This is a genomic window from Streptomyces sp. NPDC002845, assembly GCF_053591955.1.
In genome coordinates, this window is record NZ_JBSFUU010000012.1 from 144,618 (window position 1) to 159,540 (window position 14,923).

Genomic DNA, 14,923 nt, shown 5'->3' on the forward strand with positions numbered 1-14,923 from the left:
CGATTGCCGGACTCGGCCAGGCTAGCGTGGTGGAAGGCCCGCGTACCATCACCCAGTAGAGGGATCCGACGGTTCTCCGGACGGAAGAGAGAGATGACGCGAGCCGAGCAGCCAACGGCCCACCACCCGGCCCCCGACGACGCCCTGGTCGTGGATTCACGGGAGCGTGCCGTCCGTGCCCTGTTGCGCCAGCCGCAGTTGAAGCGGCTGTGGGGTGCGCAGCTCGTGGGCGGCGTGGCGGACGTTCTCGCGCTGCTGGTCCTGGTCGTGCTGGTCTTCCAGACGGCGATCGCGGAGGGATCGTTCGGGGGTGGGTACCGAGGGGTCGCCCTGGCCGTGGCGGCCGTGTTCGCCACGCGGATTCTGGCCACGTTGCTCTTCGGGGCCGTTCTGCTGGGGCCGCTCACGTCGCTGACGTCCCAGGAGGGCCCGCTCGACCGCCGCTGGACCATGGTCGGCGCGGACGGACTGCGGACGATTCTGCTGATCATCGCCCCCCTGTGGATCGACTGGACCCCACAGAACGCGTTCGCCGCGCTCCTGGTGACCGTCTTCGTGACCGGAGTCGCCGAGCGGTTCTGGTCGGTGTGCCGGGAGAGCGCCGCGCCCGCGCTGCTGCCCGCGCCGCCGCTGGAAGGCGCGACCGTGCGCCCGCTGCCGGACCACATGGACGCGCTGCGACGCCTGTCCCTGCGTACCGGATTCGTGGCCGTGCCCCTCGCGGGCGTCGTGCTCGTCGTCGCGTCGCTGTTCAACAACCTGCTGGGCGCCGGGATCGACTGGTTCGGCCAGCACCAGGTGGCGCTCGGCTCGTACGTGGCGGCCGGGCTGTTCGCCGCCTCGCTGTCCGTGCTGACCGTCCTCGAAGTGCCCGACACCCGCACCCCACGCGCGCGGTCCCCGCTCGAAGGCCTGCGCCGCCCCAAGACGGGCACCGGCACCGACAAGGGCCGCACGGGCGCGATCCCGCTCCTGGTGCCGGCCTGCGCTGCCGTGGCGGGCGCCGTGGCCGCCGCGGTGGCCGTCGCCGTGCTGCACGCCAAGGACCTGGGCGGCGGCCCGGTGCTGTACGGGCTGCTGGTCGCGACCCTGACCGGCGGCGTGGTCGTCGGCATCCGCACGGCGCCCAGGGCGCTGCCCGCGCTGTCGCGGCGCCGCCTGCTCGCGCTCGCCATCGCCTTCACCGGGGTCGCGCTGCTGGCCGCCGGGCTGGTGCCGGACGTGACCAGCGTGGTGCTGATCGTCGGACTCGCGGGCTTCGGGGCGGGCATCGCCGCGAACACCGGGCACACGCTGCTCGACCAGGAGGCGGAGGACTTCCGGCGACCGCGGACGACGGAGCACCTCCACGCGGTCGTACGGGTGTTCGTGGCGCTGGGGGTGCTGATCGCGCCCGTGGTCGCGGCGGTGATCGGGCGGTACCGGCTGGAAGGCGGCAAGTTCGTGTTCGCGCACAGCGGTGCCGCGTTCACGTTGATGCTGGTGGGCGCGCTGCTGCTGCCCGTGGCCGCGCTGGTGCTCGCCAAGGTCGACGACCGTTCCGGCGTACCGCTGCGGCAGGACCTGCGGGACGCGCTGCTCGGCGGCGACGATCCGGTGCAGGCGCCGACGGCTTCCGGCTTCTTCATCGCCCTGGAGGGCGGCGACGGCGCCGGGAAGTCCACCCAGGCCGAGGCCCTCGCCGAGTGGATCCGGGCCAAGGGGCACGAGGTCGTGCTGACGCGCGAGCCCGGGGCCACGCCTGTGGGCAAGCGGCTGCGGTCGATTCTGCTGGATGTGTCGAGTGCCGGGCTGTCGCATCGGGCCGAGGCGCTGCTGTACGCGGCCGACCGCGCCGAGCACGTGGACACGGTGGTGCGGCCCGCGCTGGAGCGGGGCGCGGTGGTGATCACCGACCGCTACATCGATTCGTCCGTGGCCTACCAGGGGGCGGGCCGCGACCTGTCGCCGACCGAGATCGCGCGGACCTCGCGGTGGGCGACCAACGGACTCGTACCGCATCTGACCGTGCTGCTGGACGTCTCGCCGGAGGCGGCCCGTGAGCGGTTCACCGAGGCGCCCGACCGGCTGGAGTCGGAGCCGGCCGAGTTCCACGCGCGCGTGCGGTCCGGTTTCCTGACGCTGGCCGCCGCCGACCCGGGTCGCTACCTGGTCGTCGACGCCGGACAGGACCCCGAGGCCGTCACCACGGTCGTCCGGCACCGGCTCGACATGATGCTGCCGCTTTCCGAGGCCGAGGTGCGGGCCCAGGAGGAGGCCCGGCGCAAGGCCGAGGAAGAGGCACGGCGGAAGGCCGAGGAGGAGGCCGCGCGCAAGGCAGAGGAGGAGCGCCTCGAACGCGAGCGGCTGGAGCAGCTCGAACGGCTGCGCGCCGAGGAGGAGGAGCGCAAGCGGCGCGAGCTGGAGGAGGCGCAGCGGCGCGAGGCCGAGCGGCAGGCCGAGGAGGCCCGGCAGCGGGCCGAGGAAGCCCGGCGCCGCGCCGAGGAGGAGCGGGTCCGGCTCCTCGCCGAGGAGAAGGCGCGGGCCGAGGAGGAAGCGCGCCGGAAGGCCGAGGAGGACCGGCGGCGCAAGCAGGCCGAGGAGGAAGAGCGGCTGCGTGTCGAGGCGGAGGCGCGCCGACTGGAGAAGCAGCGGAAGGCCGAGGAGGCGCTGTTGCGGGCCGAGGAGGCACGCAGGCTCGCGGCGGAGGCCGCGGCCGCCTCCGCGGACGCGGCGGCGCGGGCGGCTGCCGAGGGGGCCGCCGGTTCGGGTTCGGGTTCGGTGTTTGCTGGGGGTGCGGCTGCGTCTCGGGGAGCGGCCGGGTCGGGGGCTGCCAAGGGTGCAGGGTCCGCCGAGGGTGCGGGGCGCCCGGAGGCTGCCTCCCCGTCCTCCCCGTCCTCGCCGTCGTCGACGCCGGACAACGAGCTGACCGTGCCCACGCCTCTGGTGACGCCGACCAACGAGTCGGGCGGGCCCGTGGACGAGACCGCCGTACTGCCGCCGGTGCGGCCCGGTCGCGCGGAGTCGGAGTCGGACTCCGAGACGACGGCCAAGCTGCCCAAGCCGCAGGTGCCGGAGGGTGCCGCCGACGAGACGGCGGTGTTGCCGCCCGTGCCGCCGGGTGCCTCTGACGAGACGGCGGTGCTGCCGCCGGTGCCTCCGGGGGCGGCCGACGAGACGGCCGTACTTCCTCCCGTACGGGAGGAAGGGGGCGCGGGCGCGGGTTCCGGTGATCCCGCGGACCGGGTGCCGCCCGGGTTCTTCCGCGACGAGCGGCGCGCGTCCGAGGGCGCGGGACACGACCGTACGCGTGAGCTGCCCCAGGTGGACGCCGAGGGAACCCCGCGGCGTCGGGCCCGCTCCGACTGGGCGGAGGAGACCCCGCTCGACGATCTTCCGACCCTCGCGGACGAGCTGCTCGGCCCGCGCGAGGACGACGACCGGGACGACGACCACGACCCGGGCGGCCGGGGTGGCCGCGGCGGAGGCCGGGGCGGGCGGCGCCGCTGACGGCCGGCGCCGCTGACGGCAACTCTGACGCCCTGCGCGGCGCCTGCGTCGTACGGCGCTGGGGCGGGCGTCGGGTCGGCGTTGGGGCGTTGTCAGTGCCCTCCCGCACAATGGGTCACGGCAAGACGGAGTGTGACGAAGGGGGCGGTACCCATGCCCGTGTGGGACGACCTGGTGGGCCAGGAGAAGCTGAGCGCGCAGCTCGACGCGGCCGCCCGGGACGCCGACGCCCTCGTCACCGCGGCCGCCGCCGACGCCCCGCCGCCCGAGGGGTCGAAGATGACGCACGCCTGGCTGTTCACGGGCCCGCCCGGCTCCGGACGGACCACGGCGGCCAGGGCCTTCGCGGCGGCCCTGCAGTGCGTCAGCCCGGACCGCGCGCTCGGCGGCAGCCCCGGCTGCGGGTTCTGCGACGGCTGCCATACGGCGCTGGTGGGCACCCACGCCGACGTCAGCACGGTCGCCGCCGTGGGCACGCAGATCCTCGCCGAGGACATGCGGGACACCGTCCGCAAGTCGTTCACCTCTCCCGCGAACGGCCGCTGGCAGGTGATCCTCGTGGAGGACGCCGAGCGGCTGAACGAGAAGTCGGCCAACGCGGTCCTGAAGGCCGTCGAGGAGCCCGCCCCCCGCACGGTCTGGCTGCTCTGCGCCCCCTCGCTGGAGGACGTTCTGCCCACCATCCGTTCCCGTTGCCGCCACGTGAGTCTGCTCACGCCGGCCGTGGACGCCGTGGCCGACATGCTCGTCCGGCGCGAGGGCATCGAGCCGGACATGGCGGCCGCCGCGGCCCGCGCCACCCAGGGGCACATCGAGCGCGCCCGCCGGCTGGCCACCGACCCGCGCGCGCGGGAGCGGCGGGCCGCCGTGCTCAAGCTGCCGCTGCGGGTGGAGGACATCGGCGGCTGCCTCAAGGGGGCCCAGGAGCTGGTCGACGCGGCGACGGAGGAGTCCAAGCAGCTCGCCGAGGAGGTCGACACCAAGGAGACCGAGGAGCTGAGGGCGGCGCTCGGCGGGGTCCAGGGCGGCCGGATGCCGCGCGGCACCGCGGGCGTGATGAAGGACCTGGAGGATAAGCAGAAGCGCCGCAGAACGCGCGCGCAGCGCGACAGTCTGGACCTCGCCCTGACCGACCTCACCGGCTTCTACCGCGACGTCCTCGCCCTCCAGCTCGGCTCCCGTATCCCCCTAGCCAACACCGACGTCCAGGACACCGTGGAGCGCCTCGCGCGCGACACCACGCCGGAGTCGACCCTGCGCCGCATCGACGCGATCGCCGCGTGCCGCGAGGTGCTCGACCGCAACGTGGCCCCGCTGCTCGCGGTGGAGGCGATGACCATGGCGCTGCGGGCGGGCTGACCATGCCGGGCGGGAGGTTGACTATGTCACTCGTACGAGTCGCACGTGTCGCTTATGGTGATCGACTGAATGCGCAGGGTTACGCTCGCGAGATGGACACCAGGCGCACTCCAGGGCCGACGCGGCCGAACAGGTCCCTCCGTCGCGGAGGTGCGCTGCTCGCCGCCGCCGCGCTCCTCGTCTCGGCCTGCTCCTCCGGCAATTCGGCCTCGGACACGGCCACGACGGCGTCACAGGAGGCGCTGGGCGCGCTGCCCCGGGCGACACCCTCCGCCTTGTCGCCGTACTACGAGCAGAAGCTGGGCTGGCGCGACTGCGGCGTCCCCGGCTTCCAGTGCGCCACGATGACGGCGCCGCTCGACTACGCCAAGCCGGCGTCGGGCGACATCAGGCTGGCGGTCGCACGCAAGAAGGCCACGGGCCCGGGCGAACGCCTCGGTTCGCTGCTGGTCAACCCGGGCGGCCCGGGCGGCTCGGCGATCGGCTACCTCCAGGCGTACGCGGGCATCGGCTACCCGGCGGCGGTCCGCGCCCGCTACGACATGGTCGCCGTCGACCCGCGCGGCGTGGCCCGCAGCGAGCCGGTGGAATGCCTCACCGGCCCCCGCATGGACGCGTACACGCAGACGGACATCACCCCCGACGAGCCGCGCGAGACCACCGAACTCGTCGACGTCTACAAGGAGTTCGCCGAGGCCTGCGGCGAGCGCTCGGCGCAGGTGCTGCGCCATGTCTCCACGGTCGAGGCGGCCCGGGACATGGACATCCTGCGCGCGGTGCTGGGTGACCGGAAGCTGACGTATGTCGGAGCGTCCTACGGCACATTCCTGGGTGCGACGTACGCCGGACTCTTCCCCGACCGCGTCGGCCGGCTGGTCCTGGACGGCGCGATGGACCCGTCGCTGCCCGCCCGCAGGCTGAACGAGGAACAGACGGCGGGCTTCGAGACGGCGTTCCAGTCCTTCGCGAAGGACTGTGCGACCCGGTCCGACTGCCCGCTCGGAGGCCCCGGCACAACCCCCACCCGGATCGGCAAGAACCTCAAGACATTCTTCACCGACCTGGACGCCCGCCCCATCCCCACGGGCGACCCCGACGGCCGACGGCTCGGCGAGACCCTGGCCACCACCGGCGTGATCGCGGCGATGTACGACGAGGGCGCCTGGCCCCAGCTGCGCCTGGCCCTCACCGAGGCGATCGAGGACAAGGACGGCGCGGGCCTCCTCGCCCTCTCCGACAGCTACTACGAACGCGACCCCGACGGCACGTACTCGAGCCTGATGTCCGCCAACGCGGCCGTGAACTGCCTCGACCTCCCCGCCGCCTTCTCCACCCCCGAGCAGGTCGAGAAGGCCGTCCCCACCTTCGAGGAGGCGTCCCCCGTCTTCGGCCGCGCCCTCGCCTGGGCCTCCCTCAACTGCGCGTACTGGCCGGTGGCCCCCACCGGCGAACCTCACCGCATCGAGGCCAAGGGCGCCGCCCCCATCGTCGTCGTCGGCACCACCCGAGACCCCGCCACCCCTTACCGCTGGGCCCGCTCCCTGGCCACCCAGCTCTCCTCCGCCCGCCTCCTCACCTACGACGGCGACGGCCACACCGCGTACGGCCGCGGCAGCGCCTGCATCGACTCCACGATCAACACCTACCTCCTCCGAGGCACCCCACCGACCGACGGAAAGCGCTGCTCATAGCCTTGATCACGGGGGAGGGCACGCGTGCCTCCGGGGTGCCCCTGGGGTTGGTACGGAGCACTTCGGAAACTGTGTAGACTTACCGACGTTGCTGATCGCACCATAGTGCGGACAGCGCGCCGCCTTAGCTCAGATGGCCAGAGCAACGCACTCGTAATGCGTAGGTCTCGGGTTCGAATCCCGAAGGCGGCTCAGAGAAACCCCAGGACTCACTCGCCGTGACCTGGGGTTTTTCCTTTTCTGCGGCCTCTGGGCTGTCCTTGGCCCCCTCGCGGGGCAGCATTCAGGGGCCTCCGGTGGCCGAGCGGTGGCCATTTGTGCAGCGGGCGTGCAGTGGCGGTGGCCGGGGTGCATGTGGAGCGGGCTGAGATGCTGTCGGGTTCCTACAAAGCGCCTGGACGAGAGTTTTTTCGGTGCCGGTCCGCAGCAGCCTGAGCGGCCTGGCTGCTGCCGCTCGGCGAGACGATCCCGCTGGAGGGGGTGGTGCGCAAGGACTGGATGGAGTTCACGATCTTCACCCCCGACAAGGGGCCCAAGCGCGTCATGTCAGCGAATGGAAAGTCCCATGTCGCCTCCGATGGCTCTGCCCGAAATCGGGCAGGACCTTTTGGCAAACAAGTTGATCAAGAGGATGTTCTTGGTGGCGGTTTTGGCTCATGCCTCCTTCAAAGGAGACGTGGGCCTCTTTGCTGTCCAGGGCCCGGTCGCTCCACGGAAGGGGTGAAACTGGGCTCGCGGTGGGCCCAGGTAGAGGGGTCGCTCGGGTATCGGGCGCCTCCCGACTAAGGGGTCAGTGCCAGTGCACATCACGTTCGACTTTGGCACCGTCGTGTGGACGGTCGTGGGGGGTCTCACCGGGTTCGGCGTCTACCACTGGTCCCAGCCGACCGCTCCCCCTACGCCGACGGCTCATCCCGCGGGTATGGCCACGGGTGAGCGGCTGGTCTTTTCGCTCACTGCGGCCGTGGCGGTCATCACGATCGGCAGCTACCTTTCGGGCGGCGTCGAGAAGATCGAGATCGACAAGCCCATGCCGTCGGCCAGCGTGACCACCTCTGAGTCGCCCAGCTAGTGTCGGCGGCTGTGGTCGGGGGCCACTTGAGGCCGACCTGGACGGCGACCGGCCGGTCCGGGCAAGGAGAGCTGACCAGTTCAGCCGCCACAGCTGCTTTGTTGTGCCGAAACAACAAACAGGGGCGTAGCCCGGTCAGGCGGGCCTGCGGCCGCAAGTGTGGCGAGCGTCGCGCAAAGCGGCGAGCCCCTGGCGGTCCTCGGCGTCGGACACCCTACGGCTCTCGTCTGCGACGTGAAGTTCACTGCGGACCATCACGACGGATGACGGCGCTCTCTCGCCGGTCCGGAGGCCGATGACCTGAGCCGGGCGGCTCGTCCGCTGCTCGTCGAACGGGGCCGGGTCGATGAGGACCTGCCCCTGATCGTCGACGTCGACCAGGTCCCCACAGGTCGATGTCCGACCGATATTTTCGAGCATGTGAACGATAAGGCGGACTCGCTTGTGATGGTGACTCTGCCCGGCGGACACACGGTGGAGGGGCGTCTCCAGGCCCGTCGCCAGGAAGCGGACGGCCGGCGGGTCTACCGGGTCGTCCTCGATGTCCCCGCCGGGGCGGTCGCGCCCGTCGCGGGCCAGGACTACGCCGATGTCCCCACCGAACGGATCGTCGCCGAGCAGTGGGCCCTTGAGGCCCTGCGGCACGACCGACCCGAGAAGCACGCTCCGGTACTGCACACGGGCGAGGGCTGCTGGGCAGCCCAGGGGCGCCTCACCCCCGCGCTCCCCGAGCAGGTGGCGTTCTTCCTCAAGCATGGTTGGGCCACCCCGTGCGAGGTCTGCCAGCCTGAACCGTGAGCAAGGCCGACGACCGGACGTCACGAACCAGGTGTGACGGTTCCCGGTTCGGGTCGTTTCGCTGGGTGTCGTGTTCTGTCAGGCAGGGGCCGACAGGGGCCGCCGATGAAGAAAGACGACTTCAGGAGAGCGGAGTCGAGAGCCCAAGTTGTAGACCGGGACGCTATTTCCCGTACGATTGATACGCGGAATGACGCGTAAAGCTTGACGCAGAGGGCCCCTTTCCCGGGCTCCACCCCAGGTCCAGGGCCCTCCATCCGCGACACAGCCAGTGAGCCCGGTCGTCCATTCATCGGCCGGGCTTACTGCTGCGCCCGTACGACCCGCTCACACGTTCTCCGTCAGGAGAAGTGCTGCACCACGAGGTTGGCGATGCCCGCGAGCACCGGTGACCAGTCGATCAGAAGCTGCCGGGTAAGCCGGCGCCGTTCCCGGCGCTGCTTGGCGGCTTCCTCCTCGTCACCGTCGTTGACGGGCGTCTTGCCTTCCATGTGTGCCTCCGTGGCGTCCGAGATAGCCCGGCTGGGCTGCCGGGCCTTCACCAGGCGGTGAAGTACGAGGCAGACGCCACAAAGGAACGTCCCCAAGCATAGAGGCGGGGGTGGCACGCGAAGACCCGGAGGACCACAACTTATGGGTCGTCACTGGTCGCTGAGCGTGGGTCAAAAGCGGGCTCTACCTGCGACGAAGCTCCACTGCACGGCGACATGGATAGACAGCCACGGGGATGCAGAAAGTACGCATGCAACCCCAGTTCGCGCCTCCCGGTCCGGCGCAGAAGTCGACTCGTTTGTCAGGTCTCCGCGCTAGGCCGTGACGTCCGCCACACCGGACCTGCGGTTCGCCGACTTCACCCTGGAGGGCCGATCCATCGCCGCCCTCGCCCGCGACCACGGCGTCAGCCGCGGCGCCGTCGCCACCCTCCTGCCTGACCGCACCGGCATCGAGCAGGAGGGCGTCCCGGTCCTGGAGCTGCCGGTCACCCTCGACATGCCCGGCAAGGTCGCCGACTTCCTCCGCACCGCCGAGTTGGAGCCTGCCGAGCGCGATGCGCTTGACCAGGGCGTCACCGTGCGGCGCGGCCAGGGCTACACCCTGCGCGTCAGCACCACCCTGGCGATCCACCGCCAGCTCCTCGCCCACTGCCACCCCCTCGACGGCGGCCAGGGCGCCCCGGCGGTCCCGGCCCAGCGCAAAGCACGCCGCGAGTACGAGAACCGCGTCAACGCCATCCCGGCTCCGACCGGAGCATGATCAATCTCAGCGGCACTTTCTGTAACGCACCTACTCACGCCCGAGCCCGGCAGCACATCACGGTCACTTCGGCTTGGACGTGCGCCGGCGCCATGCCCGTACAGCGGCCTCGGAAGCCCCGATCACGGCGGCCGCGACAAGGTTCGCGGGCAGCTCCGTCACAAGTCCGTGGGCAGCGACAACCAGCAGGTCGTACACGCGGTCCTCCCCTCTTGGGCACCCGGCGGGTGCTTCGGGACGACCCTCCACCCGACCTTGGGGCTCCGAGTCGGCGCTGCTTGGTCGCTGCGAACACTCGGACACCGGCCACCCAGTCCCGGACACCAGTCCTGTAGTTCTGTACAGTCCTGGACGGTTCTGGACGATGGATTGGAAGTGGACGATGGGACGGCCCGGCATTCTCAAGAAGCCCCAGATTGACGTGGGGCCGTTGAAGAACCTCATCGACAGCCTTCATGACTTGCACCTGCAGGTGGGGCGCCCCAGCCTCTCCAAGATCTCCGCGAAGTCGGGGAAGAAGACGGATGACGGCTACCTGGGCACGAGCACGATCAGCTACGTGATGTCGGAGTCGCGACTGCCGGACTCCCACACGATGCAACGGCTGGTCGCCGTGCTGGTGGAGTTCGCACCCGCCGGTTCGATGGACCTGGACAAGACCACCATGCGCTTCATCGACCTGTGGCACGTGGCTGCGAAGGCGGAGGCCGATCCGCCGCTGAGCCCCCGCGTCCAGGAACTGCTGAAGACGGGTAACGCCTACCTTCGTCTCGCCGAGCAGTACCGGAAGGTGGAGCGCATGGCTGGCCGGGTGTTCTCACAGCGCACCATCGCCAACGAGTGGGCGTACGTCGCCGAACTCAGTGCTCCACTCCTCGGCGATGGGCACCCGGTCACGGTCGAGGCCCGCGAACGCGCCGGTGCCGACTCGGACTGATCCGTGGCTGTCGCGGCGGATCAGATCAGCGCCTGGCGTCGCCCGGGGCAAGCAGGTTGGTGGCCGCAGGCGATGGCCCCGGTGAACCTAACGCCGACCGGAGCATGATCGTTCTCACCGATAACCGCTGTACCGATGTAGGAAGCGCCGCCAATTGCACTGGGTGCGAACCCGCGACGGTCTGCGATTCGCTGCCGTCGGGCGCCCGGCTTCCCCTCTGTGACCAGGGCCGTTGGGCTCGGGAGGCGTCGGCGACCGTAGCGACTCGCGGGGCGTGATCGCCAGCCAGTGTCACCCGTGCGGCTGACTGACCAGCGGATCGCCTGCCGACTCGCATCCCATGCGGTTTTCTCGCATCCAACGCGAGTGACGGAGGGTGGTGGACCGGTGCGGATCGACGTTGGTGCGCCGGGGGCGGCGAGGCTTCATCTGGTTGGCGGGGTCGCGCTGCTGCGGCCGGAAGAGCAGGTCTTCGACGCGATGCTGGAGGGGTTCGCCAACCAGCAGCTGGCCCGGAACCTGGCCCGTTCCACGGTCGAGGGCCGGGAGAACGTGGTGAAGGCGTTCGCCGCGTACGTCAACGCCTTCCCGTGACAGTGGACGTCGGCGATGGTGGACGAGTGGCTCGGTGACCTGCGGTCACTCCGTGATCTGGCCCGGTCAACGATCCGCTCCTTCTTGTTCGCGCTGTTGTGGGAGACCGGTCTCCGGATCGGCGAGGCTCTGGGGCTGCGGCACGAGGATCTGGCGGCGGCAGAAGGCGAGTTGACCGTCACTCCGCGCGCCAATGACAACCGAGCGAGGGCCAAGTCCGCCTCGCCCCGCATCGTTCCCGTCGGCCCTGAGATCGTGCGGCTCTACGCCGACTACCTGCACGGCGGGCATCGAGGGCACCCGGGCCCGGCTGCGGTTCGACGGCATCACCCAGCTGTGGCTGCGCGAGCCGGCCAAACGGTTCGTGCGCTGGCGGCTGAGCATCGGCCGCAGCGTCAACCAGGCCGTCATCGACATCCTGGCCCTCAACCGCTTCTCCGGCTTCCTGGCCAATCCCCGCCTCGCCGTCGACACGCTCGCCCGCGTGGACCGGGCCGTGCTGGAACGCTACCTCGCCGACCTGGCCCTGGATCCGCGCTCGACCCATTCCCGCAGCCGGGACATCGGCTCGCTGAACGCGTTCTTCCACGCCGTGCGCCGCCACGGCTGGGATCCCAGCCTCCCGGCGAATGCGACCTTCTACCCCGACGACTTCCCCCGACCCGACAAGCGGCTGCCCCGGGCGCTGGCCGAGCACGTGATGGCCCAGGTCGAACAGCCCGCCAACCTCGACCGCTGGCACAACCCCGACGGCCGTGTGCTGACCTTGATCCTCATGCGCTGTGGGCTGCGGGTCGGCGATGCCTGCAACTTGGCCTTCGACTGCGTCATCCGGGACGCTGACGGCGCCGCCTACCTGCGCTACCTCAACCGGAAGATGAAGCGCGAGGCCCTGGTCCCGATCGACGAGGAAGTAGAGAACGAGATCATCGCCCAGCAGCATCGTGTTCTCCACCGCTGGCCCGGCGGCAGCCGGTGGCTGTTCCCAGCACCCCGGATGAACCCCGACGGCACGAGGCCGCTGACCACACACTCCTACCGCGGGCAGCTCGACCTCTGGCTGGAGCGGTGCGACGTGCGTGACGAACACGGTCGGGCAGTTCATCTGACACCCCATCAATGGCGCCACACTTTTGGAACCAGGCTGATCAACCGGGATGTCCCGCAGGAAGTCGTACGCGTCCTTCTCGATCGCTCTTCCGGCGAGATGACCGCCCACTATGCCCGGCTGCACGACACCACGGTCCGTCGGCACTGGGAGAAGGCCCGCAAGGTCAACATCAAGGGCGAGAAGGTCACCGTCGATCCCGAAGGCCCGCTGGCCGAGGCCACTTGGGCCAAGCAGCGGCTCGGCCGCGTGACCCAGGCCCTGCCCAATGGCTACTGCGGCCTGCCGGTTCAGAAGGTCTGTCCGCATGCCAATGCTTGCCTGACACGCCCGATGTTCGTCACCACCCCCGAGTTCCTGCCGCAGCACCGCGAGCAACAGCAGCAGTTGCTGCAGATCGTCTCCGCCGCCGAGGCCCGCGGCCAAGCGCGCGTGGTCGAGATGAATCGCCAAGTCCTCGGCAATCTGGAGAAGATCATCACCGGTCTGGAGTCCGATCCCGGGCAGTCGGAGGCGACCGCCGATGCGAGCTGACAACAGCCAGCACATCGTTGACGCCGCCCGCCGCCGCAGCGAGTACACCCGCGCCAAGGCATTCCAGGCCCTCCGCTCTCTCGACGAGGCGGGTGAGCTGGTCACCTTCGAGACCGTCGCGAAACACGCCGGCGTCTCTCGGTCCTGGCTCTATGCTCAGCCGGACCTGCGAGCGGAGATCGAGCGACTGCGGGCAATACACGGCCGCAACCCGGCATCGCCGATTCCCGCACGCCAGCGCACTTCCGATGGTTCCCTGCTGCGGCGACTCGAAGCTGCCAACGCCCGCATACGGCGCCTCACCGAGGAGAACCAGCAGCTTCGCGAGCAACTTGCCCGCGCTCTCGGCGAACGACGCGCCGCGACGACTCGAACAGGCCCACCCTGAACAGAGCGGGGCGTCAAGTAACCGAATGTTTGCATAACTTTTCAGTCGAAGTGCAGCGATGACGGCGGTCTTCTATCCTGAATAAGTGAGACCTAGATATGGTGCCCGGCTATTGACGAACGGACCTTAAATTCTTCTTTCGGGGAGAGCGAATGGACCCGACTTCGCCGCCCGGTGGTGGCATATTTTACAACATCGCTAAGGATGGCATGAGGTACCTCAATAAGCGTCGGCGTGAAATGGGAATTAAGCGCGCACGTACACGCTTCGAAAAGATGGAGGCCGCTCGCGCCAATCCTAATATCTATCGATTCCTGAAATGGCTATACAGTCAGGAGCCTGTACTGGAACGGTGCGGTGAGGTCTATCCTGTCGCCATTTACGAGGCGCCATACGATCAGCGCCGAGATGTGGAATCAATCCTCCTGGACCTCGCGGTTAGGGATTCAACTAAAGAGTGGCTGGTCCACAATGCAAAACATCGGAAGAATTTGGAGCTAGTTGGTCGAAATCTGCACAACCGCACAACCTTCACGATGCAGGAAATGGTCACCAATGGGCGACTGGGGTTGAAATGTAGTACTGGCTCTTACTTTGATGGGCTTGATACTTGTGACGTACTTGAGCGGGAACTATTGGAAAAGATATCCTATCTAGAAGGTTCAGACGAACGTTCCTTTGAGCGTTTCCTGCGGAAGCTGCCCCTACGCTCCAGACTTCACAGAGAAATCCAGGATCCACTTCGAAGCGGCTTCGGTCGAAGCGTCGCAGTGTCCATCTCAACTCTCATTGCATTCCATTATGACGGAGACACCCGCCTCATGATGCGTAAGCGCTCGCCGTTGACAGCTGCACACCCGAACCTCTTCCATGTGATTCCTTCCTTCATGTTCCAGCCAGCAACAACCGCACTGCGCGATGAATTCTCGGTAAGGAACAATATCTATCGAGAATACTTGGAGGAGTTGTTCGATAGAGCGGAACCCGAACAAGGGGCAGACGACCCGAGTTACTTCTACGGCGACGCGAATCTGAATTATCTCCAGAATCTGATGGCGCGAGGTGCGGCGGAGTTGTACTTGACGGGAGTTGCCGTGAACCTCCTCAGCCTTAGGCCGGACATCTGCACGCTTCTTCACGTCCGCACGGACGAGTGGTACCGGCACCACAGTGGCCGCTTTTCCGAGCAGGGGAAATTCCACCTGTGTGACGAATTTGCTTCAAGAATTGATTCGCTGGACGAAGACATACGTGGCGTCGTTTATCGATCCGTGGATGAGGAAGTCGTTACACACAACCCGATTCGGGCACATACTGTGGTTCCGCCAGGAGCGGGCGCTCTGTGGCTAGGAATTGACGCTCTTCGATCGGGTATTGTCCACTCTCCCGGTGAACCTTGACGACAACTGCTGCATCGTCGAGGTGTCCAGCGCTACTGGAAGCGCTGATTGGGTGCCCAACTATCCGTCAGACCATGAGCTTGTCCCCGCCAAGCAGGGAGCGAGCCATCCCAGGTCGGTAACGATCGGCCCGTATTCGAAGGGCGACGCGTGCCTCCCTACCGATGCGTCATGCACGCCACCGAGACGCAACCACACAGGTTACTGAGGTTGAACTCGCAGTGGCGGGCCGGTAGATCATCCGGCGCCCATGAGTAATCCGGTCTCGGTGAGGCAGCCGTCGATCAGCTCTGCCCGGT

General features: G+C 68.8%; 15 protein-coding genes and 1 tRNA gene. 13 read left to right on the forward strand and 3 right to left on the reverse strand.

Annotated features, from left to right (window positions below; translation table 11 throughout):
* The first annotated feature begins 93 nt into the window (after positions 1-93).
* From tmk to ACWD3C_RS11660, 5 genes are all read left to right on the forward strand, one after another.
* Entirely contained in the window at positions 94-3,489 is a 3,396-nt protein-coding gene (gene tmk, locus ACWD3C_RS11640) for a dTMP kinase (protein WP_451142610.1), read from the forward strand.
* Between the two features lie 153 nt (positions 3,490-3,642).
* A complete protein-coding gene (locus tag ACWD3C_RS11645; RefSeq protein WP_451142612.1) occupies positions 3,643-4,848 on the forward strand; it encodes a DNA polymerase III subunit delta' in 1,206 nt (401 codons plus the stop codon).
* 92 nt (positions 4,849-4,940) lie between these two features.
* Positions 4,941-6,539 carry an alpha/beta hydrolase gene (locus ACWD3C_RS11650; RefSeq protein WP_451142614.1) on the forward strand — a complete coding sequence of 533 codons (1,599 nt, stop codon included), beginning with the start codon at positions 4,941-4,943 and terminating at the stop codon, positions 6,537-6,539.
* A 118-nt stretch (positions 6,540-6,657) separates the two neighbouring features.
* Positions 6,658-6,731: transfer RNA gene (locus ACWD3C_RS11655), tRNA-Thr, on the forward strand.
* Between the two features lie 607 nt (positions 6,732-7,338).
* Complete coding sequence (locus ACWD3C_RS11660) at positions 7,339-7,611, forward strand: hypothetical protein (protein WP_451142616.1); 273 nt, start codon at positions 7,339-7,341, stop codon at positions 7,609-7,611.
* A 135-nt stretch (positions 7,612-7,746) separates the two neighbouring features.
* On the opposite strand, the gene ACWD3C_RS11665 is transcribed toward ACWD3C_RS11660, so the two are convergent.
* Positions 7,747-8,031 carry a hypothetical protein gene (locus ACWD3C_RS11665; RefSeq protein ID WP_451142618.1) on the reverse strand — a complete coding sequence of 95 codons (285 nt, stop codon included), beginning with the start codon at positions 8,029-8,031 and terminating at the stop codon, positions 7,747-7,749.
* Between the two features lie 27 nt (positions 8,032-8,058).
* On the opposite strand from ACWD3C_RS11665, the gene ACWD3C_RS11670 reads away from it, so the two are divergent.
* Positions 8,059-8,409 carry a DUF6233 domain-containing protein gene (locus ACWD3C_RS11670; RefSeq protein WP_451142620.1) on the forward strand — a complete coding sequence of 117 codons (351 nt, stop codon included), beginning with the start codon at positions 8,059-8,061 and terminating at the stop codon, positions 8,407-8,409.
* A 341-nt stretch (positions 8,410-8,750) separates the two neighbouring features.
* Here the strand turns inward: ACWD3C_RS11670 and ACWD3C_RS11675 are convergent, their stop codons facing one another.
* Complete coding sequence (locus ACWD3C_RS11675) at positions 8,751-8,900, reverse strand: hypothetical protein (RefSeq protein ID WP_451142622.1); 150 nt, start codon at positions 8,898-8,900, stop codon at positions 8,751-8,753.
* A 322-nt stretch (positions 8,901-9,222) separates the two neighbouring features.
* Between ACWD3C_RS11675 and ACWD3C_RS11680 the strand changes: the two genes are divergently transcribed.
* Positions 9,223-9,663 (forward strand): resolvase, encoded by a 441-nt coding sequence (locus ACWD3C_RS11680; RefSeq protein ID WP_451142624.1) that lies wholly within the window; start codon positions 9,223-9,225, stop codon positions 9,661-9,663.
* 63 nt (positions 9,664-9,726) lie between these two features.
* Here the strand turns inward: ACWD3C_RS11680 and ACWD3C_RS11685 are convergent, their stop codons facing one another.
* Positions 9,727-9,861, reverse strand: a complete 135-nt coding sequence (locus ACWD3C_RS11685) for a hypothetical protein (protein ID WP_451142626.1) — start codon at positions 9,859-9,861, stop codon at positions 9,727-9,729.
* A gap of 262 nt (positions 9,862-10,123) precedes the next feature.
* Here ACWD3C_RS11685 and ACWD3C_RS11690 point away from each other — a divergent pair, with 262 nt between their 5' ends.
* From ACWD3C_RS11690 to ACWD3C_RS11715, 6 genes are all read left to right on the forward strand, one after another.
* The gene (locus ACWD3C_RS11690; RefSeq protein ID WP_451142628.1) at positions 10,124-10,600 is read left to right on the forward strand and encodes a hypothetical protein; all 477 of its coding nucleotides are present in this window, start codon (positions 10,124-10,126) and stop codon (positions 10,598-10,600) included.
* 387 nt (positions 10,601-10,987) lie between these two features.
* Entirely contained in the window at positions 10,988-11,194 is a 207-nt protein-coding gene (locus ACWD3C_RS11695) for a hypothetical protein (RefSeq protein ID WP_451142629.1), read from the forward strand.
* A gap of 15 nt (positions 11,195-11,209) precedes the next feature.
* Positions 11,210-12,037, forward strand: a complete 828-nt coding sequence (locus tag ACWD3C_RS11700; RefSeq protein WP_451142643.1) for a tyrosine-type recombinase/integrase — start codon at positions 11,210-11,212, stop codon at positions 12,035-12,037.
* Positions 11,952-12,836, forward strand: coding sequence for a tyrosine-type recombinase/integrase (locus ACWD3C_RS11705; RefSeq protein ID WP_451142645.1), 885 nt, complete (start codon positions 11,952-11,954; stop codon positions 12,834-12,836). The genes ACWD3C_RS11700 and ACWD3C_RS11705 overlap by 86 nt, the downstream gene beginning before the upstream one ends.
* Positions 12,826-13,224, forward strand: a complete 399-nt coding sequence (locus ACWD3C_RS11710; RefSeq protein ID WP_451142631.1) for a DUF6262 family protein — start codon at positions 12,826-12,828, stop codon at positions 13,222-13,224. The genes ACWD3C_RS11705 and ACWD3C_RS11710 overlap by 11 nt, the downstream gene beginning before the upstream one ends.
* A 152-nt stretch (positions 13,225-13,376) precedes the next feature.
* On the forward strand, positions 13,377-14,624 hold the full coding sequence (locus ACWD3C_RS11715) for a hypothetical protein (RefSeq protein WP_451142633.1): 1,248 nt from the start codon (positions 13,377-13,379) through the stop codon (positions 14,622-14,624).
* Positions 14,625-14,923 lie beyond the last annotated feature (299 nt).

Coding starts and splice junctions, on each gene's coding strand:
- tmk (WP_451142610.1), top strand. CDS start 94: ATGACGCGAGCCGAGCAGCCAACGGCCCACCACCCGGCCCCCGACGAC.
- ACWD3C_RS11645 (WP_451142612.1), top strand. CDS start 3,643: ATGCCCGTGTGGGACGACCTGGTGGGCCAGGAGAAGCTGAGCGCGCAG.
- ACWD3C_RS11650 (WP_451142614.1), top strand. CDS start 4,941: ATGGACACCAGGCGCACTCCAGGGCCGACGCGGCCGAACAGGTCCCTC.
- ACWD3C_RS11665 (WP_451142618.1), bottom strand. CDS start 8,031: ATGCTCGAAAATATCGGTCGGACATCGACCTGTGGGGACCTGGTCGAC.
- ACWD3C_RS11670 (WP_451142620.1), top strand. CDS start 8,059: ATGGTGACTCTGCCCGGCGGACACACGGTGGAGGGGCGTCTCCAGGCC.
- ACWD3C_RS11675 (WP_451142622.1), bottom strand. CDS start 8,900: ATGGAAGGCAAGACGCCCGTCAACGACGGTGACGAGGAGGAAGCCGCC.
- ACWD3C_RS11700 (WP_451142643.1), top strand. CDS start 11,210: ATGGTGGACGAGTGGCTCGGTGACCTGCGGTCACTCCGTGATCTGGCC.
- ACWD3C_RS11710 (WP_451142631.1), top strand. CDS start 12,826: ATGCGAGCTGACAACAGCCAGCACATCGTTGACGCCGCCCGCCGCCGC.
- ACWD3C_RS11715 (WP_451142633.1), top strand. CDS start 13,377: ATGGACCCGACTTCGCCGCCCGGTGGTGGCATATTTTACAACATCGCT.